Source organism: Microbacterium sp. NPDC055903 (assembly GCF_053615555.1).
Genome location: NZ_JBSHCA010000001.1, coordinates 201,169 through 221,901, shown reverse-complemented (window position 1 = coordinate 221,901; position 20,733 = coordinate 201,169). Strand labels below are relative to the sequence as shown.

18 protein-coding genes and 1 riboswitch are annotated in these 20,733 nt (G+C 69.0%); of the genes, 5 read left to right on the top strand and 13 right to left on the bottom strand.

The features are described from left to right. Positions 1 to 53: 53 nt before the first annotated feature. From ACWGJP_RS01065 to ACWGJP_RS01050, 4 genes are all read right to left on the bottom strand, one after another. Positions 54 to 1,793, bottom strand: a complete 1,740-nt coding sequence (locus ACWGJP_RS01065; RefSeq protein WP_452327895.1) for a glycoside hydrolase family 35 protein — start codon at positions 1,791 to 1,793, stop codon at positions 54 to 56. A gap of 149 nt (positions 1,794 to 1,942) precedes the next feature. After that, positions 1,943 to 3,301, bottom strand: a complete 1,359-nt coding sequence (locus ACWGJP_RS01060; RefSeq protein ID WP_452327894.1) for an ABC transporter substrate-binding protein — start codon at positions 3,299 to 3,301, stop codon at positions 1,943 to 1,945. A gap of 35 nt (positions 3,302 to 3,336) precedes the next feature. Continuing rightward, on the bottom strand, positions 3,337 to 4,146 hold the full coding sequence (locus ACWGJP_RS01055; RefSeq protein WP_452329477.1) for a carbohydrate ABC transporter permease: 810 nt from the start codon (positions 4,144 to 4,146) through the stop codon (positions 3,337 to 3,339). Positions 4,147 to 4,225: 79 nt separating this feature from the next. After that, positions 4,226 to 5,143, bottom strand: a complete 918-nt coding sequence (locus ACWGJP_RS01050; protein WP_452327893.1) for a carbohydrate ABC transporter permease — start codon at positions 5,141 to 5,143, stop codon at positions 4,226 to 4,228. A 158-nt stretch (positions 5,144 to 5,301) separates the two neighbouring features. On the opposite strand from ACWGJP_RS01050, the gene ACWGJP_RS01045 reads away from it, so the two are divergent. Both ACWGJP_RS01045 and ACWGJP_RS01040 read left to right on the top strand, forming a co-directional pair. Further along, positions 5,302 to 6,288, top strand: coding sequence for a LacI family DNA-binding transcriptional regulator (locus ACWGJP_RS01045; protein ID WP_452329476.1), 987 nt, complete (start codon positions 5,302 to 5,304; stop codon positions 6,286 to 6,288). Positions 6,289 to 6,622: 334 nt separating this feature from the next. Continuing rightward, a complete protein-coding gene (locus ACWGJP_RS01040; protein WP_452327892.1) occupies positions 6,623 to 8,107 on the top strand; it encodes a DUF222 domain-containing protein in 1,485 nt (494 codons plus the stop codon). A 111-nt stretch (positions 8,108 to 8,218) separates the two neighbouring features. On the opposite strand, the gene ACWGJP_RS01035 is transcribed toward ACWGJP_RS01040, so the two are convergent. The 7 genes from ACWGJP_RS01035 to ACWGJP_RS01005 form a co-directional block, all read right to left on the bottom strand. Continuing rightward, positions 8,219 to 8,578, bottom strand: a complete 360-nt coding sequence (locus ACWGJP_RS01035; RefSeq protein WP_452327891.1) for a Fe-S protein — start codon at positions 8,576 to 8,578, stop codon at positions 8,219 to 8,221. 78 nt (positions 8,579 to 8,656) lie between these two features. Beyond that, positions 8,657 to 9,133 carry a 6,7-dimethyl-8-ribityllumazine synthase gene (ribH, locus tag ACWGJP_RS01030; protein ID WP_452327890.1) on the bottom strand — a complete coding sequence of 159 codons (477 nt, stop codon included), beginning with the start codon at positions 9,131 to 9,133 and terminating at the stop codon, positions 8,657 to 8,659. Then, positions 9,130 to 10,404: a GTP cyclohydrolase II gene (ribA, locus tag ACWGJP_RS01025; RefSeq protein WP_452327889.1), complete on the bottom strand. Its 1,275-nt coding sequence runs from the start codon at positions 10,402 to 10,404 to the stop codon at positions 9,130 to 9,132. Before ribA ends, ribH begins: the two co-directional genes overlap by 4 nt. Beyond that, entirely contained in the window at positions 10,401 to 11,033 is a 633-nt protein-coding gene (locus ACWGJP_RS01020; protein ID WP_452327888.1) for a riboflavin synthase, read from the bottom strand. The genes ribA and ACWGJP_RS01020 overlap by 4 nt, the downstream gene beginning before the upstream one ends. Then, complete coding sequence (gene ribD / locus ACWGJP_RS01015) at positions 11,033 to 12,064, bottom strand: bifunctional diaminohydroxyphosphoribosylaminopyrimidine deaminase/5-amino-6-(5-phosphoribosylamino)uracil reductase RibD (RefSeq protein ID WP_452327887.1); 1,032 nt, start codon at positions 12,062 to 12,064, stop codon at positions 11,033 to 11,035. The genes ACWGJP_RS01020 and ribD overlap by 1 nt, the downstream gene beginning before the upstream one ends. Before the next feature lie 50 nt (positions 12,065 to 12,114). Then, positions 12,115 to 12,259: riboswitch (FMN riboswitch) on the bottom strand. 95 nt (positions 12,260 to 12,354) lie between these two features. Next, positions 12,355 to 13,218, bottom strand: coding sequence for an Fpg/Nei family DNA glycosylase (locus tag ACWGJP_RS01010; RefSeq protein WP_452327886.1), 864 nt, complete (start codon positions 13,216 to 13,218; stop codon positions 12,355 to 12,357). Positions 13,219 to 13,256: 38 nt separating this feature from the next. Next, positions 13,257 to 13,823: a GNAT family N-acetyltransferase gene (locus ACWGJP_RS01005; protein ID WP_452327885.1), complete on the bottom strand. Its 567-nt coding sequence runs from the start codon at positions 13,821 to 13,823 to the stop codon at positions 13,257 to 13,259. 48 nt (positions 13,824 to 13,871) lie between these two features. Here ACWGJP_RS01005 and mfd point away from each other — a divergent pair, with 48 nt between their 5' ends. Together mfd and ACWGJP_RS00995 are read left to right on the top strand one after the other, a co-directional pair. Further along, positions 13,872 to 17,438: a transcription-repair coupling factor gene (mfd, locus tag ACWGJP_RS01000; protein WP_452327884.1), complete on the top strand. Its 3,567-nt coding sequence runs from the start codon at positions 13,872 to 13,874 to the stop codon at positions 17,436 to 17,438. Between the two features lie 170 nt (positions 17,439 to 17,608). Then, positions 17,609 to 18,205 (top strand): gamma carbonic anhydrase family protein, encoded by a 597-nt coding sequence (locus tag ACWGJP_RS00995; protein ID WP_452327883.1) that lies wholly within the window; start codon positions 17,609 to 17,611, stop codon positions 18,203 to 18,205. Between the two features lie 42 nt (positions 18,206 to 18,247). On the opposite strand, the gene ACWGJP_RS00990 is transcribed toward ACWGJP_RS00995, so the two are convergent. After that, on the bottom strand, positions 18,248 to 19,144 hold the full coding sequence (locus ACWGJP_RS00990) for an agmatinase family protein (protein WP_452327882.1): 897 nt from the start codon (positions 19,142 to 19,144) through the stop codon (positions 18,248 to 18,250). A 1-nt stretch (position 19,145) separates the two neighbouring features. Further along, a complete protein-coding gene (locus ACWGJP_RS00985; protein WP_452327881.1) occupies positions 19,146 to 20,423 on the bottom strand; it encodes a DUF445 domain-containing protein in 1,278 nt (425 codons plus the stop codon). Positions 20,424 to 20,457: 34 nt separating this feature from the next. Here ACWGJP_RS00985 and ACWGJP_RS00980 point away from each other — a divergent pair, with 34 nt between their 5' ends. After that, positions 20,458 to 20,730: a metal-sensitive transcriptional regulator gene (locus tag ACWGJP_RS00980; RefSeq protein ID WP_452327880.1), complete on the top strand. Its 273-nt coding sequence runs from the start codon at positions 20,458 to 20,460 to the stop codon at positions 20,728 to 20,730. Positions 20,731 to 20,733 lie beyond the last annotated feature (3 nt).

The following is a 20,733-nucleotide window of genomic DNA, read 5'->3' as shown; positions in this document are numbered from 1 at the left end:
GCACACCGGAGTTTACGCCTTCCTGAGCGTTTGCTGGGCCTTGCGCCCGCAGGTCACTCCTCGCGGTCGCCGAGCGAGAGCGCCTCCATGAAGCGGGCGACCGGCTCCGCCAGCTGCTCGAGCTCGAGCACGACGAGACGGTTTTCCCCGGCGCGGGTGGCCGGAGCGGGGACGTAGAGCGTCCGGGTGGGGCCGTTGCGCCAGTAGCGGCCGAGGAAGAAGCCGTTGACGAAGGCATAGCCCTTGCCCCAGGCACGCGTGTCGAGGAAGAGATCGGCGGGAGAGGCCAGATCGAACGCGGCGGTCCAGGCGCCCGGCGCCGTCCCCGAGCCCTCGGATGCCTCGCGCTGCGCGACGTCGTCCGCGATCCGGGCGACGTCGAGGGATGCGGTGCGCCACCCGTGCAGTGGTGCGCCGTCGATCCTCGGCGCCCCGATGATCCCCTTGGTCTCACCGAGGAGGTGTCCGTAGTTCACGCGGCCCTGATCCTCCACGAGGATGCTGAGGACGCGTCCGGCAGGAAGACGAAGGGCGACATCGTGTCTCGTGCGCGCGAGCGTGCCGACGGGCTGCCCGTCGACGCTCACCCAGGCGAGGTCGCGGATCTCCTCGTCGACGCTCAGGATGCCGCCGGCGAATCCGTCCGGAAGGTCGGCGTCGTAGCGCACGAGGGCGCTGAGATGGTCGAGAGCCTCGAACGTCGGCGGCGCGTCGTGCCGGGAGGTCGCCTCGGCCTGCGTCCAGGAGCCGGCCGGGACGAGGGCGGATTCGATCACGGGCGCGGGGGCTGCGGCATCCGGAACCTCATCGGGCACCGGGGCGTACTTGGCGATGACGTCGCGAAGGGCGAAGAACTTGGCGGTCGGGTTGCCCGCCTCGTCGAGCGGCGCGTCGTAGTCGTAGCTGGTGACGAGCGGCAGGTAGCGACCCTTGTGGTTGGCGCCGTTGGTGAGACCGAAGTTCGTGCCGCCGTGGAACATGTAGATGTTCACGGAGGCGCCCGCGGCGAGCAGGGCGTCGAGATCGGATGCCGCGGCGTCGACATCGGTGGTGTGGTGCACGCCGCCCCACCAGTCGAACCAGCCATCCCAGAACTCCGAGCACATCAACGGGCCGGTGGGCTGATGCCTGCGCAGCGTCGCGAGACGTTCGGGCACGCGGGAGCCGAAGGAGCCGGTCTTGTGGAGGTCGCGGAGACTGCCGTCGGCGAGCATCTGATCGGTGGGCTGATCGACGGTCGTCAGAGGGACCTCGATGCCCGCCGCGCGGGTGAGGCGCACGAGCTCGGCGAGGTAGGCCTTGTCGGAGCCATAGGCGCCGTACTCGTTCTCGATCTGGACGAGCACGACGGATCCGCCGCGGTGGATCTGGCGCGGCGCGATGATCTCGTAGACGCGCTCCAGGAAGCGCGTGACGTCGGCGAGGTAGGCGGGGTCGGAGGAGCGCAGCGTGTCGACGTCCGCGTCGACCCAGGTCGGAAGCCCGCCGTTGTGCCATTCGGCGCAGATGTAGGGGCCGGGTCGCACGATGGCGTCCATGCCCTCGGCCTGGACGAGGTCGAGGAATCGGCCGAGGTCGTTCCAGCCGGTCGCGTCCCACTCGCCGCGACGCGGCTCGTGCGCATTCCAGGCGACGTAGGTCTCGATGGTGTTCAGCCCCATCAGGCGCGCCTTGCGGATGCGGTCCTGCCATTGCTCCGGGTGCACGCGGAAGTAGTGGAGGGCGCCGGCGAGGACGCGGTGCGGCTTTCCGTCGCGGAGGAAGTCGGTCTCGCCGATGGAGAAAGTGCTCACGGGGCTGTGCTTTCGGGGAAGAAGGGGGAAGGGCGGGATGCTCCGCTCGCGCAGCTCACTGAGCCTGTGCTTCTCAGAGCTCGCTGAGCCTGTGCTTCTCAGAGCTCGCTGAGCCTGTCGAAGCGCGCGGAGCATCCCGCCCCGGGGTCTTACTTGTTGACGGCGAAGCCCTGCTCGTTGCCGTACTGCACGAGCGCGTCCTGCCAGGCCGTGAGGCCCTCGTTCAGGTCGGAACCGTTCTGGTACGACTGGCCGACCGTGTCACCGAAGATGCTGTTCGCGTAGACCTGGTAGGGCAGGTAGCTCCAGCCCTCGACCACGTCGCCGGCCGCTGCGGCGAGGACCTCGTTGATCTTCTGTCCGCCGAAGTACTCCGGAGCATCCGCGAGGAACTCCTCGTCGGTCAGGTCGGCAGTGGTGGAGGGGAAGCCGCCGGAGGCGAGGAAGATGTCCACGCTCTCCTCGGAGTTGTTCAGCCACCACAGGAACCCGGCCGCGAGCTCCGGGTTCTCGCTCTGGGTGGTCACGGCCTGGCCGCCGCCGCCGTTCTCGGCGCTCGCCGGGGTGCCGTCGTAGGTCGGCATCGGCGCGACGCGCCAGTCGCCGGCGCCGTCGGGGGCTCCGGAGATGAGGTTTCCGGGCATCCATGCGCCGATCACGAGCGTCGCGATGCTTCCGTCGCCGAGGCCGCGGAACCACTCGTCGCTCCAGCTCGAGGTGGGGGCCACGAGGCCCTCTTCGACGAGGCGGTTCCAGTTCTCGGTCCACTTCACCGAGCCCTCGTCCTGCAGGTCGATGGTGACGTCGGTGCCGGAGGTCTGGAACGGCTGACCGCCGGCCTGCCAGATCATCGAGGTCGCGAAGCCCGCGTCGCCCATGTCATTGGTGATGTAGGCGTTCGGGTCGGCCGCGTGGATCGCCTTGGCCGCCTCGTAGTACTCGTCCCAGGTGGTGGGCACGGCGAGGCCGAGCTCGTCGAAGACGGACTTGTTGTAGAAGAGCGCCATGGGGCCGGAGTCCTGCGGGAGGCCGTAGATGGCGTCGCCGTCGGTGACGGAGTTCCAGGTGGATGCCGAGTAGTCGTCCTCGAAGTCGGCGAAGCCGTACTGCGAGAGGTCGACGAAGGAGTCCGTGAGGGAGAACTGCGGGAAGGCCTGGTACTCGATCTGCACGACGTCCGGAGCGCCGGAGCCCGCCTTGATGGCGTTCTGCAGCTTGGTGTACTCGTCGTTGTTGGTGCCCGCATTGACGAGGTTGACCGTGACGTTCGGGTAGGCCTCCTCGAACGCGGCGACCTGCGCCTCGGCGGAGGGCGTCCACGACCAGTAGGTGATCTCGCCGCCGGCTTCCAGGGCCGCCTCGACGGAGGCGAAGGAGCCGTCGCCGTCGCCGCCGGTCGCGGTGTCGTCGCCGCTCGACGAGCAGCCGGCGAGGGCGATGGCCGCGACGGTGCCCGCGGCGACCGCCGCCAGCGCGCGCCGTGCGGCGGGGGAGGGAAGGTGCTTCATTGCTGTGTCCTTTCGGGATGGGTGGTGCATGCGGATCAGGCCTTGACGCTGCCGGCGGTGAGGCCGGACTGCCAGAAGCGCTGGAGGAAGAGGAAGGCGATCACGATCGGGATGATCGTGAGCAGCGACCCCATGATCACGAGGTTGTAGATCGGCTGGGAACCGGCGCCGATCGCCTGGGAGCTCCACTGGTTCAGGCCCACGGTGAGCGGATACCAATCGGGGTCGGAGAGCATGATCAGCGGCAGGAAGTAGTTGTTCCAGGTCGCGACGACGGTGAACAGCGCGACGGTCACGATGCCGGGTGCGAGCAGTCGGATCGAGATCGTGAAGAAGGTGCGGAACTCCCCGGCCCCGTCGATGCGCGCGGCCTCCAGGATCTCCGTCGGCACCGATTCCGACGCGAACACCCAGATCAGGTAGAGGCCGAAGGGGCTGATGAGGGAGGGGATGATGACCGCCCACGGCGTGTTCGTGAGCCCGAGCTCGCTGAACAGCAGGAAGGTCGGCACGGCGAGGGCGGTGCCAGGCACGGCGACCGCGCCGAGCACGATCGCGAACACGGCGGGGCGCCCGGGAAAGCGGAACTTCGCCAGGCCGTAGCCCGCCATCGTGGCCAGCAGCGTCGCGCCGCCGGCTCCCACGACGACGTACAGCAGGGTGTTGCCGAGCCAGCGCAGGAAGATCCCGTCGCGGTAGGTGAAGGTGGCGACCAGGTTGTCGAAGAAGGCGAAGTCGTCGGAGAACCAGAGGCCGAAGGAGCTGAACAGACCGGACTGCGTCTTGGTGGAGGCGAACAGCAGCCACACCAGCGGCACGAGCGTGTACAGCGCGTACACGATCATGACGATGAGCAGCGTCTTGGACGATCGCGGGTTCAGATGCGAGCGCGTGGGCTTGGAGCGATCCAGGGCGAGCGCCATCTCAGCGCACCTCCGACTTCGAGCCGCGCAGCTGCACGACATAGGCGATCACGGCGGTGATGATGCCCATGATGATCGCGATGGTGGCCGAGTAGTTGAACTGCTGTCCGGAGAAGGACAGGTTGTAGGCGTACATGTTCGGCGTGAAGTACGTCGTGATCACGTTCGGGGCGAGCGGACGCAGGATGTTCGGCTCGTTGAACAACTGGAAGCTGCCGATGATCGAGAAGATCGTCGCGATCACGAGCGCCCCGCGCACGGAGGGGATCTTGATCGAGAAGATCGTGCGCCAGGCGCCCGCGCCGTCGAGCGATGCCGCCTCGTACATGTCGTTCGGGATGCTCTTGAGCGAGGAGTAGAAGATCAGCATGTTGTAGCCGACGAACTCCCACGTCACGATGTTGCCGATCGAGACGAGCATCCACTCCTTGGCGAACGGCGTGATCGCGTCGATGCCGAGCAGGTCGTTGATGTTGCCGGCGAGGCCGAACTGGTCGCCGTAGATGTATCCCCACATCAGCACGGCCACGACCGCGGGCACCGCGTAGGGCAGGAAGATCAGGATGCGGAAGAATGAGGCGCCCTTCAGGCGTGCGCTGTCCAGGGCGAGAGCCGCGCCGAGGGCGAGGGCGAGCATGATCGGCACCTGCACGACGAGGAAGATCAGCACCCGGCCGAACGCCTCCCAGAACTGCGGGTCGGTGAGAGCGCGGACGTAGTTGTCGAAACCGACGAACGCCGTTCCGCCGACGAGCTTGTCCTGGAAGAAGCTGAGGTAGAGCGCGTAGAGCAGCGGGGTGAGGAACACCAGGGCGAACACGATCATGAACGGCCCGACGAACGCCCAGCCCCTCCAATCGCGCCGCTCACGCCGTACGCCGGCGATGGGCGCCGAGGCTGCGGTGATGTGTGTCGTCATCGACGAGACCTTCTTACGTTCCGGGCGCGACTGCGCCGTATGTCAACGTCAACATATGTCACCCGATGCTAGTGTGTCAACGTCAACACATTGAACGGAACGGAAACGTGTCTCAGGAACCCACGGCAGAGTCGCCCCTCCGACGGCGCGAGCCGTCGATGGAGGACGTCGCTCGCGAGGCCGGCGTATCGGGGCAGACCGTCTCGCGGGTGGTGAACAACCGGGGCTACGTCGGTGAGGCGACCAGAGCCAAGGTGAGCGCGGCGATGCAGCACCTGGGGTACCGGCCGAACAGCGCGGCTCGCGCGCTGCGGTCAGGGCGTTTCAGGGCCATCGGCGTCGTCATGTTCACGTTCAGCTCCTACGGCAACCAGCGCACTTTGGACGCGATCGCCGAGCGCGCGGCGCAGGCGGGATACGCGCTGACGCTCATCCCGGTCGCGCCGAGCGCGGAGGAGACGGTCGTCGGAGCGTTCCGGCAGCTCGAGGAGCATGCCGTCGACGGCGTCGTGATGGTCATCGAGGCGCACCAGCTCGACGAAGCCGATGTCGAGGTGCCCGCCGGGATGCCGGTCGTGTTCGTCGACTCCAGCCGGATGTCCGAGCGCCCGTTCGTCGACACGGATCAGGCTCAGGGCGCGAGGCTCGCGACGGAGCACCTGCTCGAGCTGGGACACAGGACGGTGCGGCACGTCGCGGGGCCTGCTCGCTCGTACTCCGCAGAGCGGCGCCGGCAGGCGTGGCAGAACACCCTGCAGGCGCACGGCGCCCCGGTGCCTGAGGTCATCGTCGGCGATTGGAGCGCGGAGTCCGGGTACCGGGCCGGTGTGACGCTGGCGGCGGATCCGGAGGTCACCGCCGTCTTCGCCGCGAACGACCAGATGGCGATCGGTCTCGTGCGGGCGTTCCGTGAGGCGGGTCTCGACGTGCCGCGCGATGTCAGCGTCGTGGGCTTCGACGGCCTCCCGGAAGCCGCTCAGCTGTGGCCGCCGCTGACCACCGTGCAGCAGCATCCGGAGCTCGTCGGCGCGCTCGCCGTCGATACGCTGCTCGCCGAGCTCGCGGGTGAGCAGCGTGCGCAGGAGCCGCTCGTGGCCACCGAGCTCGTGGTGCGGGGAAGCACGGCGGCGCCGCGCTCGCGCTGAGTCGCGTCGGGGCTGCGCTTGCTGAGCCCGTCGAAGCAGCTGGTGGCTCGCTCCTGCTCGCTGAGCTTGTCGAAGCGCGCCGGTGCCCCAGGTTGTGCTCGCTGAGCCAGCCGAAGCGCTGTGGTGTTCCATTCTCTTGCTCGCTGAGCTTGCCGAAGCGTCGCCAGCTTCAGCGCGGTGACGCGCTCCTATAGCCGCGGGCAGAGTCCGTCGACGAAAGCTCCAGCGGAGTCATCCTGCACCGGCGCCGTATTCGGAAAGCTATGCACACATTCCCTGTTCAGGGGTATTTTCTCTCCGTATCGATGTCGGTGGCTTGCTGTTGACTGAGCGCATGACGAACCGCACTGCAGACCTCCTCGATCGGGCCATCACCGGCCTCGTCGAGGTGCTGTCCGACGATGCGGTCGCGGGTCTGACGCAGGCGGAGAGGGCGCGGGTGCTCACGGCGGCGGGGCGTGCGTTGCGGCTGGTCGAAGCGGTCGTGGTCGAGGTGCTCTCCACGACCGAGCCGGGGTTCGAGCACGTGTTCGGGTGTCGAAGCGAGAACGAGCTCGTGCGGCGCGTGCTGCGTGTCGATGCAGGCCAGGCCGCACGGTTCGGGAAGGCGGCCAGGGCGGTGCGGCGAGCGGTGAATCTCAGCTCGGGCGATCGGGAACCCGCGCGATGGCCCGCGTTGAGGGAGGCCCTGTTGGATGGCGTCGTCGGGGTGAGCGGATTGCTCGCGGCCACGGCACCCCTCGAAGAGGTTCATCATCGGATCGGCACGCAGGAGCGTCTGCATGCGGATGCGGATCTCTCCGCCTATGCCCGTGGTTCCCTGTCCAGCGCTCCCGATGTCGAAGATAGCGGCGGGGGAGAGCCAGCGCGTGTCGGGAGTGCGCCTGCCGCGCTGCCGGAGGATCTCAAGCAGGCCGCCTACGAATGGGCGATGGTGCTCGATCCCGATGGCGCGGAACCGTCGGATCGCGCGGCGATTGCACGCCGCTGTTTCTCCATCGGGCCGTTGAGAGAAGGTTTCCACCGGGCGCAGGGCGCGTTGCTGCCGGATGTCGCCGCCCAGCTCCAGCTCATCTTCGATGCCTACAACAACCCGAAGGTCGGCGGTGCGCCGGAGCCGGAAGGCGTGCGGTTCATCGTGGACGACGATGGCGGTGACGGTCGTGAGCGCGGTCCGATCCGTGACGACACGATCCGTGGCGAGGATCCGTTCAACAGCGATCCGCGGAACGTGATCGACGGACGGTCGGCCGCGCAGAAGCGTCATGATGCGCTTGCCGCAGCGCTCGGCATCGCGGCGAGACACGAGGAGATGCCGAAGCTGGGCGGATCATCGCCGACCCTCGTGGTCCATGTCGATGCCGCGGATCTCGCTACGGGCGAGGGCTGGGCGACGGTGGCGGGATCTGCGGCGCCGGTGCCGTTGTCGGTCGCTGCTCACACGGCCTGCGGTGGCGGTGTCCAGCGTGTGCTCTTCGACGAAGGACGGATTGTGGGCATCAGCGTCACCGATCGGATCTTCACCGTGCATCAGCGCCGCGCGATCGTGCTGCGCGACAAGGAATGCCTCATCCCCGGGTGCCACGTGCCCGCCTCCTGGTGCGAGATCCACCACGTGATCGAACATCAGCACGGCGGGCCCACGCACACCGACAACGGAGTTCCGCTGTGCTGGTGGCATCACCGGAACCTGGCAACCACGGAGTGGGAGATCCGCATGCGCGACGGACGTCCGCAGATTCGCGGCCCCGCGTGGTGGGATCCCGAACAGCGCTGGCGTACACCCCGCCACAGACTGCCGGAGATGGCGGTGGGCTGAAGCGGTGGGCGGCGACCAGTGCCGAAGCGATCAGTGCCGAAGCGATCAGTGCCGAAGCGATCAGTGCGCGCCGCTAATCAGCGCGACGCGGCGATCAGCCCGAGACGGCGATCAGCGCCAGATGGCGGCGATGCCTGCGTTCACGAGGGTGAGGATGCCGACGAGCCAGAACATCGCCGCAGGCACCGACCCGGTCTTGCGCTGACGACCCGTGCCGATGCCGAGCAGCGCTCCGATGAGGAGGAGAACCGCGAACTTCACGCCGATCTTGGCGTAGTTCATCTCCACCCCCTCGGGAAGCCCCCACGGAGCCGCCAACGCCAAGCCGGCGATCGCCGCGATCGTCATGCCGATCGACATCAGCCGCGTGAACTCGCGCTTGCCGCCGAACGCCTGCACCGCCCAGGCCCCGAACAGGGTCGCGAAACCGATGAGGTGGACGAAGAGGACGATGTGGCGCAGGGTCTCCATGAGCCACACGCTACGCGGGCCAGCCTCCTCTCGCCACGAAGGTCAGCCTGACCTTGGCGAGAAGAAGCGCTACCCGGGTCAGCCGCGCAGCTGCTTCACCAGGAGCGCCGTGCGGATCGCGGCATCCGCCGCCTCCGCACCCTTGTCCTCCTTGGAGCCTTCGAGCCCCGCACGATCCAGACCCTGCTTCTCGTCATCGAGCGTGAGAACGCCGAACCCGACGGGCTTGCCGGCGTCCAACGAGACGCGGGTCAGACCGTCCGTCGTCGCCGCCGAGACGTACTCGAAGTGCGGCGTTCCGCCCCGGATGATGACCCCGAGTGCGACCACCGCATCCGCTCCGCCGGCGAAGGCGGCCTGCGCGGCGAGGGCGAGCTCGAACGAACCGGGCACCCGTACGAGACGGTGGGTCGCGTGCGCCGCATCGAGGGTGCGCTGAGCGCCGGCGATGAGACCGTCGGTGATGACGTCGTGCCACGTCCCGGCGATGACGACGACATCGAGCCCGGTCGCATCGACGGACGTCTGAGGGGTGGGTGCTCCTGCGCCGCTCATGCGTGGTCCTTTCCTTCCGCGAGAGCCTTCGCGAGCTCTGCGTCTCCGATGATGTGACCCATCCGGTCACGCTTGGTCTCGAGGTACTGATGATTGTTGGGGCCGACGCCCACGATGAGCGGCACCTGCTCGATCACGTCCAGGCCGAGCTCGCGCAACTGCTCGACCTTGTCGGTGTTGTTCGTCAGAAGACGGACCTTCGACACCCCGAGGTCGCCGAGGATGCCGGCAGCCGCCGCGTAGTCGCGGGCATCGGCGGGCAGCCCGAGCGCGAGGTTGGCATCGACCGTGTCGAGCCCCTCCTCCTGCAGGCTGTAGGCGCGCAGCTTGTTGATCAGGCCGATCCCGCGGCCTTCGTGACCGCGCATGTAGATGACGACCCCGCCGTCCTGCTCGATGGCGTCCAACGCGGCGTCCAGCTGCGGGCCGCATTCGCACTTGAGCGAGCCGAACGCCTCGCCGGTCAGGCACTCCGAGTGCACGCGAACCAGCGCCGTCTCACCCGGCTCGCCCGAGACGACGGCGATATGGTCGGTCCCGGTGACGCGATCCTTGTACGCGAGGAAGCGGAACTCGCCGTGCTCGGTGGGAACCGTGGCGTCCGCGCGCAGGCTCACGCGTCGGCGACCATCCTGACTCTGGCCGAAAGGCTCGTCCAGCGGGTCGATCTCGTCGAGATACGCGATCAGCTGCTCGATCGTGATCACGGGGATGCCGTCGCGCTCGCCGAGCTCGAGGAGGCCTGGAAGACGCATCATGCTGCCGTCTTCGGCGACGATCTCGGCGATCGCCCCGACCGGGCGGAGGCCGGCGAGCTTCATCAGCTCGACAGCAGCCTCCGTGTGGCCGCTGCGTTCACGCACGCCGCCGTCCACCGCTCGGAGCGGCAGCACGTGGCCCGGGCGGATCACGCTGGACGGCGTCGAGGAGGGCGAGGCGAGGACGTTCAGCGTGTGCGCGCGATCGTGGGCGCTGATGCCGGTGGTGACGCCTTCGGCGGCATCCACGCTCACCGTGTACGCCGTCGAGCGGGCGTCTTCATTGGCCTCGACCATCGGCGGCAGGTTCAGCCGGTCGGCGAGATCGGCCGGCATCGGTGCACAGATGAAGCCCGACGACCAGCGCACCGTCCACGCCACCCACTCGGGGGTCGCGAGCTCGGCGGAGAGGATGACATCGCCCTCGTTCTCCCGGTTCTCGTCGTCCGCGACGATCACGGGACGGCCGGCGCGCAGCGCGTCGAGAGCGTCGGGAATGCTGGCCAGGCTCATCGCGAGCCCCCTTCTGTAGAGGCCCTGAACGCGAGCAGCCGCTCGACGTGACGGGCGAGGATGTCGGTCTCCAGGTTCACGAGATCGTCGACGGCGCGGGCGCCCAGCGTGGTGGCGCCGAGCGTCTCGGGGATGAGCGAGACTTCCAGCCAGTGTCCGGAGCCGGTCGAAGGCGCGCTCACCGCGCTGACGGTGAGGGAGGTGCCATCGATCGAGATCGATCCCTTGTCGACGACCAGCGGCGCGATGGCATCCGGGATGCCGATGCGCAGCACGCTCCACTCGTCACCGGGCCGTACCTCGAGCACACGCCCGATGCCATCCACATGGCCCTGGACGATGTGGCCGCCCAGACGCGCACCGACCGGCATCGCCTTCTCGATGTTCACCCGCGTGCCCACCGCCGCCGCCGCGAGTGCGGAGACGTCCAGCGTCTGCTTCATGACGTCCGCATCGAAGGAATCGGCTGTCGATCCGACGACCGTCAGGCAGACGCCAGATACCGCGATGGATTCGCCGTGCACGGCATCCGATGCGGCGCCCGGCGCCCGGACGGTCAGCCGCCATCCGTCTCCGGAGGGGGCGATGGCGGTGATCTCGCCGATCTCGGTGATGATTCCGGTGAACATCAGGATGCTCCTTCGATCGAGGCTTCGGGGTGCGCGATCGCCAGCAGGTCGGCGCCGAGCGGCACCCACTCGTCGATCGTGAGGCGGCGGGCTTCGGCGATGCTGCCGACCCCGATGTCGGTGAGGGCGAGGCGGGAGCCGCCCAGCAGCACGGGGGCGATGTACGCGAGCAGTTCGTCGGCGAGATCCGCGGTGATGAAGGCGCTGGCCAACGTGGGGCCGCCCTCGACGAACACCCGCTGGAATCCGCGCGCACCGAGCTCGGTGAGGACGGCATGCAGATCGTGGGTGGCGAAGTGCAAGGCCGAGTGCGGATGCCTGTGCACGGCGGCATCGTCGGGGATCGCCCGTGCGCCGATGACGACGGGGACGGGCTGGTGCGCGAAGAGGGCGTCGCCGTCGCGCGCGGTGAGCGCAGGGTCGTCGGCGAGGAGGGTCCCGCTGCCCACGACGATCGCGTCGGATGCCGCCCGTCGGCGGTGCACGTCGGCCCTGGCCGCCGGGCCGGTGATCCACTGGCTCGTCCCGTCGTCCGCTGCGGCGCGGCCGTCGAGGCTCTGGGCCCACTTGACTGTCACATGTGGACGGCCGAGGCGCTGCACGGCCAGCCAGTCGGCGATGACCTCACGGGCGGCATCCGCCTGCTCGCCCGACTCGACGCTCACGCCTGCGGCACGCAGTCGCTCGCCGCCGCCGTCGTGACCTGCGACCGGATCGTCGAGCGCATAGACGACGCGCCCCACCCCGGCCTCGATCAGCGCGACCGCGCACGGTCCGGTGCGACCGGTGTGGTTGCAGGGCTCCAGCGTCACGATCGCCGTGGCGCCGCTGGCGCCGCCGGGAGGAAGCTTCGAGAGGGCGTCGACCTCGGCGTGCGCCGTTCCCGAGCCCTGGTGCCACCCTTCGGCGAGGATCGCGCCGTCGGGGGAGAGGATCACGGCTCCGACCTGCGGATTCACGCCTCGCGGGCCGCGGGCGGCGAGTTCGATGGCACGGCTCATCGCCCGGCTCTCGGCCTCGGTCACTGCCATCCGTCGTCCTTCGTCGAGGCTCCGGGGTGGCGGGATGCGCGCGTGCGCGCATCGTGCTTCCTCTCATCCGGACTAGCGAGGGTGTCCTCGCATCACCGTCGGTCCCGGAATTCCACCGGATCGGCATCCCGGATTCCCGGAACGCTCGCGGACTGTCACCGCCGGTTCGGATTCTCACCGACCCCGGAGCACGTGTGCTGGTTCTGAGTGTAGTCAACGCCCGTGCGCTGATTTCATTCCGTGACGGGATGCACCAGGATCAAGGGGAGTCGGCGGACTGCCTGACACCGCTACTTGAGCAGCCGCGACAGTCGCCGGTCCGCGAGGATCTTCCCCTCGGTCTGGCAGGTCGGGCAGTACTCGAGACTCCGATCGGCGAAGAACACGCTGCGGACGGTGTCCCCGCAGATCGGGCACTCCTCACCGCGCCTGGCATGCACCCGGAAGCCGCTCCGCTTGGCGTCCTTCAGCTCGGCGGGCGGCTTTCCTGAGGCGGTGGCGACGGCATCCCGCAAGGTCGACTGCATCGCCGCGTAGAGGCGATCGACCTCAGCGGCATCGAGCTTCCCGGCGATCGCATACGGCGACATCCGTGCCGCGTGCAGGATCTCGTCGCTGTATGCGTTGCCGATCCCCGCGATGACGTTCTGGTCACGCAGCAGGCCCTTGATCTGCATCCTCCGCCCCTCCAGGAGCGCAGCGAAGGCATCCCGCGTGAAGGCATCGTCCAGCGGCTCGGGACCCAGCCGAGCGATGCCGGGGACGTCCTGAGGATCGCGGACGACGTACACCGCGAGCGACTTCTTCGTGCCCGCCTCTGTGAGATCGAAGCCGCTGCCGTCGTCGAGGGCGACGCGCAGCGCGATCGGTGACTTGCCTGGGCGGATGAGGGTCGCGGGCAGCGCCTCGTACCAGCGCATCCAGCCGGCCTTGGCGAGATGGAAGATCAGATGCAGCTCCTCGCCGCAGACCAGGTCGACGAACTTTCCGTGCCGCGCCGTACCCGTCACCGTCGCGCCGTGCAGCGCGGTGATCGGGGGATCGTAGGTGCGCAGCGCCGCGATCGCTCCGACGCTCGTCCTCGTGATGTCACGGCCGACAGCGCGCTCACCGAGGAACTCGACGAGCCCCTGCACCTCCGGCATCTCGGGCATGGTCACATCCTGTCATCGGCCTCCGACGTTGTCACGGCTCACTCGAGCACGGGCCAGACGTTCGGCATCCGGTCGTCGTCGACGAGCAGGCCGGCGAACCATCCGTCGTCGCGCCCACGCGGGCTGGTGAGCGCCTGACGGCCAAGGCCTTCATACCGGAAGCCCAGCGAGCGGGCCGCCCGCGCCGAGGGGACGTTGCCCACCACTGCCCGCCAGTTCAGACGGGCAAGCCCCAACTCATCGAAAGCCCAATCGATGACAGCGCTCGCCGCCTCGACCAGATATCCGTTGCCGCGCGCCTCGGCGACCATCCAGTACCCGAGATCCGCGTGTGCTCCGCCAGCACTGGGCGTGATGTGGTGCAGTCCGATCACGCCGACGAGAGCGCCGTCCGCGTAGATTCCCCAGATCGCCTGAGACCCATCCGCCCACCAGTCAGCGATCAGCGCGACGAATCCCACGGCGTGCGCGCGCGTGTACGGGCTCGGCACCGTCGTCCACCGCGGCACCTCGGGATCCTGGCATGCCGCGGTGATCGCATCGATGTCCACCACTGTCGGGGCGTGCAGCTCGAGCCGGGAGGTGCGCAGCGTGACGGGTGCCATCCCCGCATCCTAGACGCCGGTGTCCGAGGGTCGGCATAAGCTTGTCCGGTGAGTGTTCCGGGGATTCTGCGCGCCTTGGAAGAGGCGTCTCTCTTTCGCGATGCCCTGACCTGGGCTCGGACCGACGCCGATCTCGGCCTCGTCGACGGCCTCGACGCCCCCGTGCTCGCCGGCCTCCTCGCCCGCCGCGCCGAGGGCGGGAGCCCCGCCGCACTCCTCGTGATCGCCCCGACCGGTCGCCGGGCCGACTCCCTCGCTCAGGCGCTGGGCTCCTACGTCCCGGACGCCGAGATCCTGAGCTTCCCCGCCTGGGAGACCCTGCCGCATGAGAGGCTCAGCCCGAGCGCCGACACCGTCGGGCGGCGCCTGGAGACCCTGCGCCGCATCACGACCTGGGACGCCGCGCGGCCCCTCATCGTGGTGGCGTCCGTCCGCGCCGCGCTCCAGCCGATCGCCGCGAACCTCGGCGACGCCGCGCCGCTCTCGCTCGTCGTCGGCGGGCGAGGCACCGAACTGGAGCAGGCCGTCGAGCAGCTCGTCGAACGCGCATACACGCGCGTCGACATGGTGTCCCGCCGCGGCGAGTTCGCCGTGCGCGGCGGCATCCTCGACGTCTTCCCCGCGATCAGCGAGCATCCGTACCGCGTGGAGTTCTTCGGAGACGAGGTCGATCAGATCCGGGCGTTCTCCGTGGCCGACCAGCGTTCGCTCCCCGGCGACGTCGATCGTGTCGACCTTCCTGCCAGCCGTGAGCTGCTGCTCACCCCCGGCGTCCGCTCGCGCGCTCGCGCGCTCGTCGGCGAATTCCCCGCGATCGCCGGGATGCTGGAGAAGATGGCCGAGGGCATCCCCGTGGAGGGGATGGAATCGCTGCTGCCCGCGGTCTCCGGTCCGCTCAGCTCCCTGGTGGAATACCTTCCCGAAGGAACCGCGACGGCGCTCGTCGACCCCGAGCGCGCCACGGCCCGCGCCCAGAACCTCGGCGAGACCAACCGCGAGTTCCTCGATGCGGCCTGGAGCGCCGCGACATCCGGCGCCTCGGCGCCGATCGATCTCGGCGCCGGCGACTTCCGCACCGTCGCCCAGCTCCGCGAGACCGTCGCCGAGCGCGGCGGCGTGTTCTGGCGGCTGAGCCCGTTCGCCACGGACGATGCGGATGCCGAGGGCATCGACTCGTCGATCATCCCCTCCTTCCACGGCAACGTCGACGGGGCGATCTCCTTCGTCGACGCCAGGATCGCCGACGGGTGGCGCGTCGTGGTGATCGCATCCGGAACAGGACTGGTCGATCGCGCCCGCGACGTGCTCTCCGATCGCGGCGTCGCCGCGCGCGCCGTGGAGAGCCTCGACGATGAGCCGGCGCCCGGCGTGGCCACCCTCGTCACCGGGGCCGTGGAGTCGGGCTTCCAGGTGCCAGAGGCGAAGCTCGCCGTCCTCACGGACAACGAGTTCTACGGCCGCACCATCGGCGGCGACCAGCGCGTCGTCAAGAAGCTCGCCTCACGGCGCAAGAACGTCGTCGATCCGCTGCAGCTCAAGCCGGGCGACCATGTCGTGCATTCCACGCACGGCATCGCGCGCTTCGTGGAGATGACCCAGCGCGAGGTGTCCAGCGGTGGACGCAACGCCACGAAGACCACACGCGACTACCTCGTCCTGGAGTATGCGCCGTCCAAGCGCGGCTACCCCGGTGACAAGCTCTTCGTCCCGACCGACCAGCTCGATCTGCTCTCGAAGTACGTCGGCGGCGAGGCCCCTGTGCTGTCGAAGATGGGCGGCAGCGACTGGTCGGCTGCGAAGGGCAAGGCGCGCAAGGCGGTCCGCGACATCGCCGTCGAGCTCGTCAAGCTCTACTCCGCGCGGATGTCGGCGAAGGGGCATGCGTTCGGACCGGACACCCCGTGGCAGCGCGAGCTGGAGGAGGCCTTCCCGTTCGCTGAGACGCAGGACCAGTTGCAGACCATCGACGAGATCAAGGCCGACATGGAGCGGCCCATCCCGATGGACCGTCTGCTCTCCGGCGACGTCGGGTTCGGGAAGACCGAGGTCGCCGTCCGTGCCGCGTTCAAGGCTATCCAGGACGGCAAGCAGGTCGCGATGCTCGTGCCGACCACCCTGCTCGTCAAGCAGCACCTCGAGACGTTCACCGAGCGCTTCGCCGGGTTCCCCGTCAAGGTCAGGCCGCTGTCGCGCTTCCAGACTGACAAAGAGGCGAGGCTCACCCTGCAGGGCCTGCTCGAGGGATCCGTCGACATGGTCATCGGAACCCACCGCATCCTCACCGACCAGGTGATGTTCAAGGACCTCGGGCTCATGATCATCGACGAGGAGCAGCGCTTCGGCGTCGAGCACAAGGATGCTCTGAAGAAGATGAAGACCAACGTCGACATCCTCGCCATGAGCGCGACCCCGATCCCTCGCACACTGGAGATGGCGGTCACGGGAATCCGGGAGATGTCGACGCTCGCGACGCCGCCGGAGGACAGGCATCCGATCCTCTCCTTCGTCGGTGCCCGCAGCGACAAGCAGATCGCGGCGGCGATCCGGCGCGAGATCCTCCGCGAGGGCCAGGTGTTCTTCGTGCACAACCGTGTGCAGTCGATCCAGCGCATCGCATCCGAGCTCGCCGAGCTCGTCCCCGAGGCGCGCATCGCCGTCGCGCACGGGAAGATGGGCGAGCACCAGCTCGAGCAGGTCGTCGACGACTTCTGGGAGCGCAAGTACGACGTGCTCGTCTCGACCACGATCATCGAGACCGGTCTGGACATCTCGAACGCCAACACGATCATCATCGACCGCGCAGACAAGTACGGCCTCTCGCAGCTGCACCAGTTGCGAGGCCGGGTCGGTCGAGGACGCGAACGCGCCTATGCCTACTTCCTCTACGACGACGGCAAGGAGCTGTCGGAGACGGCCGCCGACCGCTTGCAGACCATCGCGATCAACAACGACCTCGGATCGGGCATGCATGTCGCCTTGAAGGACCTCGAGCTGCGCGGCGCGGGCAACCTCCTCGGCGCAGAGCAGGCCGGTCATATCGCCGGCGTCGGCTTCGACCTGTACCTGCGCATGATCGGCGAAGCGGTCGCGACATTCCGCGGCGAGGACACCGCCTCGGACACCGAACTGCGCATGGAGCTCCCCGTCGATGCGCGCATCCCCGAGAGCTACATCGACAGCGAGAGGCTGCGGCTCGAGGCCTATCAGAAGCTGTCCGCCGCCTCGACGGCGACGGCGAAGGACGACGCCATCGATCTCGTGCGGGAGGAGCTCGTCGACCGCTACGGCGCGCCGCCGGAGGAGGTCGACGGTCTCTTCGCGATCGCGCGGCTGCGTCGTCGCGCGGCGAGGGTCGGCCTCGCGGACGTCGTCGCGATGGGATCCAACCTCCGGATCGCCCCCGCACGACTGGAGGACTCCATCAAGGTCCGCCTGCAGCGGCTCTATCCGAAGGCCAAGCTCGTCGCCGGCGGCGACGCCCTCGTCGTCCCGCTGCCCACCGTCCCCTCCGCCGTCGGCGTGGGGTTGGAGCCGCTCGCCGACACCGCGCTGCTGGACTGGGTCGGACAGCTGTTCACCGCGATCTTCCCCGAGCCTGTCCCTGCCGCCTCCTGAGCCGCGACCGGGGTGTTCCGCATGTTCGTCACGCCGCCCGCGGGCTGAATACCGGATGCCTGGGTTCGCGCGCGGTGCGTCGCGACGGCGACGCACCGCCCCGGAGCACAGCCGTCCGGGATTCGGCGCGCGCACTGACGCGGGCGGATGCCTGGGGGTACAGTGACCGCATGCTGTACGAGCACCTCGGGGCTCGGCCCCGGATCCACGACACCGCCGTCATCGCTCCCACCGCCGTCATCTCCGGCGACGTGGAGATCGGCGAGGACTGCCACGTGCTGCACGGTGCCGTGATCACGGCAGAGGGCGGCCCGATCACGCTCGGCGCTCACGTCATCGTCATGGAGAACGCCCTGATCAGAGCAACGGCGGCTGACGCGGTGCACATCGGCTCGCACACCCTCGTCGGGACGCTCGCCAGCATCGCCGGCGCGACCGTGGGGGAAGAGGTCTTCTTCGCCTCCGGCGCCCGTGTCTTCAACGGGGCGAGGGTCGGCGATCGGAGCGAGGTGCGGGTGAACGCCATCGTCCACCGGCGTGCTGTGCTGCCCGAGGGCACGGTGGTCCCGATCGGCTGGGTGGCGGCGGGCGACCCGGTCATCCTCTACTCGCCCGATCGTGCAGAGGAGATCGCCGCGGTGCAGCCCGAGCTGGACTTTCCGGGGCATGTCTTCGGGGTCGACAGGGACACCCCCGATCTCATGGTCCAGCTCACCGAGCGCTATGGCCGCTCCCTCGCGCGGCACGCGGACGACAAGCCGGCGTGAGCGGCGACCGCCGGCCGGCGATCCCGCGCTGACCGGGTGAGGTCAGGAGCGCAGCGCCACCCCTGCGAGGAGCTCCAGCACGCACAGTGCGGCCAGACGCACGGTTCGGCCGTCCTCGGCATCCGCCGTCGCGTCGACCTCGGCGATGTCGGCGCTCACGACGCTGCGGCCCGTCGCGATCGCGCGGACCAGGCGCCGCAGCTCCCAGGCCGCGAGTCCGCCCGGCACGCTGGCGGGGCATCCAGGCGCCACCGAGCGGTCGCAGACATCGACGTCGACATCCAGATGCACGCGTGCGTCTGCACCTTCTCCGGCGACGGCCAGCGCCTCGGCGGCGACGTCGTGGATGCTGCGGCTGCGCAGCTCGTCGAGCGTGATGACGCGGATGCCCCACTGGGCCGCTCTGCGTGCGTACGCCTCGGAATTGGCGAAGTCGGCGATGCCGATCTGGACGATGCGGCGCGGGTCGATGCGCTCCGCTTCCGGAGCGTCCTCGATGAGTCGCCTGACCGGAGAACCGTTGGAGACGCCGTCGCGGAGATCGAAATGCGCGTCGATCGTGATCAACCCGGTCGCGCCGGCCCCGCGTGCGACGGGGTAGGTGAGCGAGTTGTCGCCGCCGAGCGCGATGGTGAACGCCGGCCGCAGTGCCCGCACGCGCGCGACGACGGCCTCGACGTCCTCATCGGGGTCGGCGATGTCTCCGGCATCCGCGATGCGCAGCGCTGCGGCGAGATTCACCGGTGGATCCATCAGCGCGGTGCTGTACCGCGCGAGCGCCTGCCTGATGGCGGCAGGGGTGGCGTGCGCGCCGGTGGGTGAGAGAGACGTGCGCCAGGCCGGGACACCGAGCAGGACGGCATCCGCGGCGCCGTCTGCCTGATCGAATGGCGGCCAGCCGCCGGCGCGCGGCCAGAGGGGATCGTGCGAGAGCGTCATCTCAGACTCCGGGGATCAGGGCGTGGGCGACGGTGAAGATGGCGAGGCCTGCGAGGGCTCCGACGACCGTGCCGTTGAGGCGGATGTACTGCAGGTCGCGGCCGACCATGAGCTCGATCTTCTCCGTCGTCTCGGCCGGATCCCAGCGCTCGACTGTATCGGTGATGATCGATGCGATGTCGTGGCGGTAGCGGTCCACGAGGAACACCGCGGCGTCGGTGACCCAGGTGTCGACGCGCCGTTGCAGCGACTCCTCGGTCGTGAGACGCTCGCCCACCTCGCGCAGCGCCTGAGCGGCGCGTCGGCGGAGTCCGCTCTCCGGGTCGGCGAGCGAGGCGAGCAGCCCGTTCTTCGCCGTGTGCCATGCCTCGGCGGCGAGGGCCGCGACGCGCGGGCTGTCGAACAGGGCCCCCTTCGCGTTGTCCAGCTTGGCCCGCGTCGCAGGATCGTGCTGCAGGCCGTCGGCGAGCCTGGCGAGGTATCCGTCGATCGCGAGACGGGCGGGATGCCGGGGGTCGGCCTGCACGGCGTGCACGAACTTGACCGCCTCGTTGTAGGCGGTGTCGTCGACGAAGCGGTGCGCGAGCTTGGGCACCCACCCGGGGAGTCGGCGCGAGAGGAGACCCTGGAAGGCCCCTGCGTTGTTCACCAGCCAGGTGGCGATGCTGTCCACGGCGAGGTCGACGGCACCGTGGTGCGCCTCGGTCTCGACGATGCGCTCGAGCCAGACGCCGGCCGGCGTCCCCCAGTCCGGATCGATGAGGTGCTCCCTGGCGAGGTCGGAGATCAACCCCTGCACGTCGTCATCGCTGAGCGCGTTCAGCACTGCCGACGCGATCGTCGCGCCCTCGGCGGCGACCCGCTCGGCGTGCGGCTGCTCGCGCAGCCATTCGCCGGCCCGCTGGGACAGCTTGGTGCTGGAGAGCTTGGTGCGCACGACGTCGGCGGCGAGGAAGTTCGTCTCCACGAACTCGCCGAGCGTTCGTCCGATCTCGTCCTTGCGGCTCGGGATGATCGCGGTGTGCGGGATGGGGATGCCGAGCGGATGCCGGAACAGCGCCGTCACCGCGAACCAGTCCGCGAGGGCGCCGACCATGCCGCCTTCGGCGGCTGCCCTGACGTAGGCGAGCCAGCCGACGCGCTCCTGCAGCGCGAACGCGATCACGAAGGCGACGGCCATGAAGAGCAGAGCCCCGAGCGCGACGGCCTTCATGCGCCGCAGGGCTCTGGCGCGCGCCTGGTCGGCGGGGGAGAGGAGGGCGAGCGGAGTGCGCGACATGCCGTCATCCTCGCACGGCGGTACTCTCGGGAGCGTGATCGAAGACATCAAGAAGCGCGCCCTGCACCGCACCAGCATCCTTGAGGGCCAGCTGCGCGGGGTCGCGCGGATGATCGAGAACGAGGAGTACTGCATGGACATCATCACGCAGTCCCGTGCGATCCAGCGCTCGCTGGAATCCCTCAACCGCCTGCTCCTGGAGAATCACCTGCGCACGCACGTCACGCACATGTTCGAGCACGGCGGCGACGATCGGGAGAAGGCGGTCGGCGAGCTGCTCAAGGCCTTCGAATTCGACTCGAAGTAGACG

Coding starts and splice junctions, on each gene's coding strand:
- ACWGJP_RS01060 (WP_452327894.1), bottom strand. CDS start 3,301: ATGAAGCACCTTCCCTCCCCCGCCGCACGGCGCGCGCTGGCGGCGGTC.
- ACWGJP_RS01055 (WP_452329477.1), bottom strand. CDS start 4,146: ATGATCGTGTACGCGCTGTACACGCTCGTGCCGCTGGTGTGGCTGCTG.
- ACWGJP_RS01050 (WP_452327893.1), bottom strand. CDS start 5,143: ATGACGACACACATCACCGCAGCCTCGGCGCCCATCGCCGGCGTACGG.
- ACWGJP_RS01045 (WP_452329476.1), top strand. CDS start 5,302: ATGGAGGACGTCGCTCGCGAGGCCGGCGTATCGGGGCAGACCGTCTCG.
- ACWGJP_RS01040 (WP_452327892.1), top strand. CDS start 6,623: ATGACGAACCGCACTGCAGACCTCCTCGATCGGGCCATCACCGGCCTC.
- ACWGJP_RS01035 (WP_452327891.1), bottom strand. CDS start 8,578: ATGGAGACCCTGCGCCACATCGTCCTCTTCGTCCACCTCATCGGTTTC.
- ribH (WP_452327890.1), bottom strand. CDS start 9,133: ATGAGCGGCGCAGGAGCACCCACCCCTCAGACGTCCGTCGATGCGACC.
- ribA (WP_452327889.1), bottom strand. CDS start 10,404: ATGAGCCTGGCCAGCATTCCCGACGCTCTCGACGCGCTGCGCGCCGGC.
- ACWGJP_RS01020 (WP_452327888.1), bottom strand. CDS start 11,033: ATGTTCACCGGAATCATCACCGAGATCGGCGAGATCACCGCCATCGCC.
- ribD (WP_452327887.1), bottom strand. CDS start 12,064: ATGGCAGTGACCGAGGCCGAGAGCCGGGCGATGAGCCGTGCCATCGAA.
- ACWGJP_RS01010 (WP_452327886.1), bottom strand. CDS start 13,218: ATGCCCGAGATGCCGGAGGTGCAGGGGCTCGTCGAGTTCCTCGGTGAG.
- ACWGJP_RS01005 (WP_452327885.1), bottom strand. CDS start 13,823: ATGGCACCCGTCACGCTGCGCACCTCCCGGCTCGAGCTGCACGCCCCG.
- ACWGJP_RS00995 (WP_452327883.1), top strand. CDS start 17,609: ATGCTGTACGAGCACCTCGGGGCTCGGCCCCGGATCCACGACACCGCC.
- ACWGJP_RS00990 (WP_452327882.1), bottom strand. CDS start 19,144: ATGACGCTCTCGCACGATCCCCTCTGGCCGCGCGCCGGCGGCTGGCCG.
- ACWGJP_RS00985 (WP_452327881.1), bottom strand. CDS start 20,423: ATGTCGCGCACTCCGCTCGCCCTCCTCTCCCCCGCCGACCAGGCGCGC.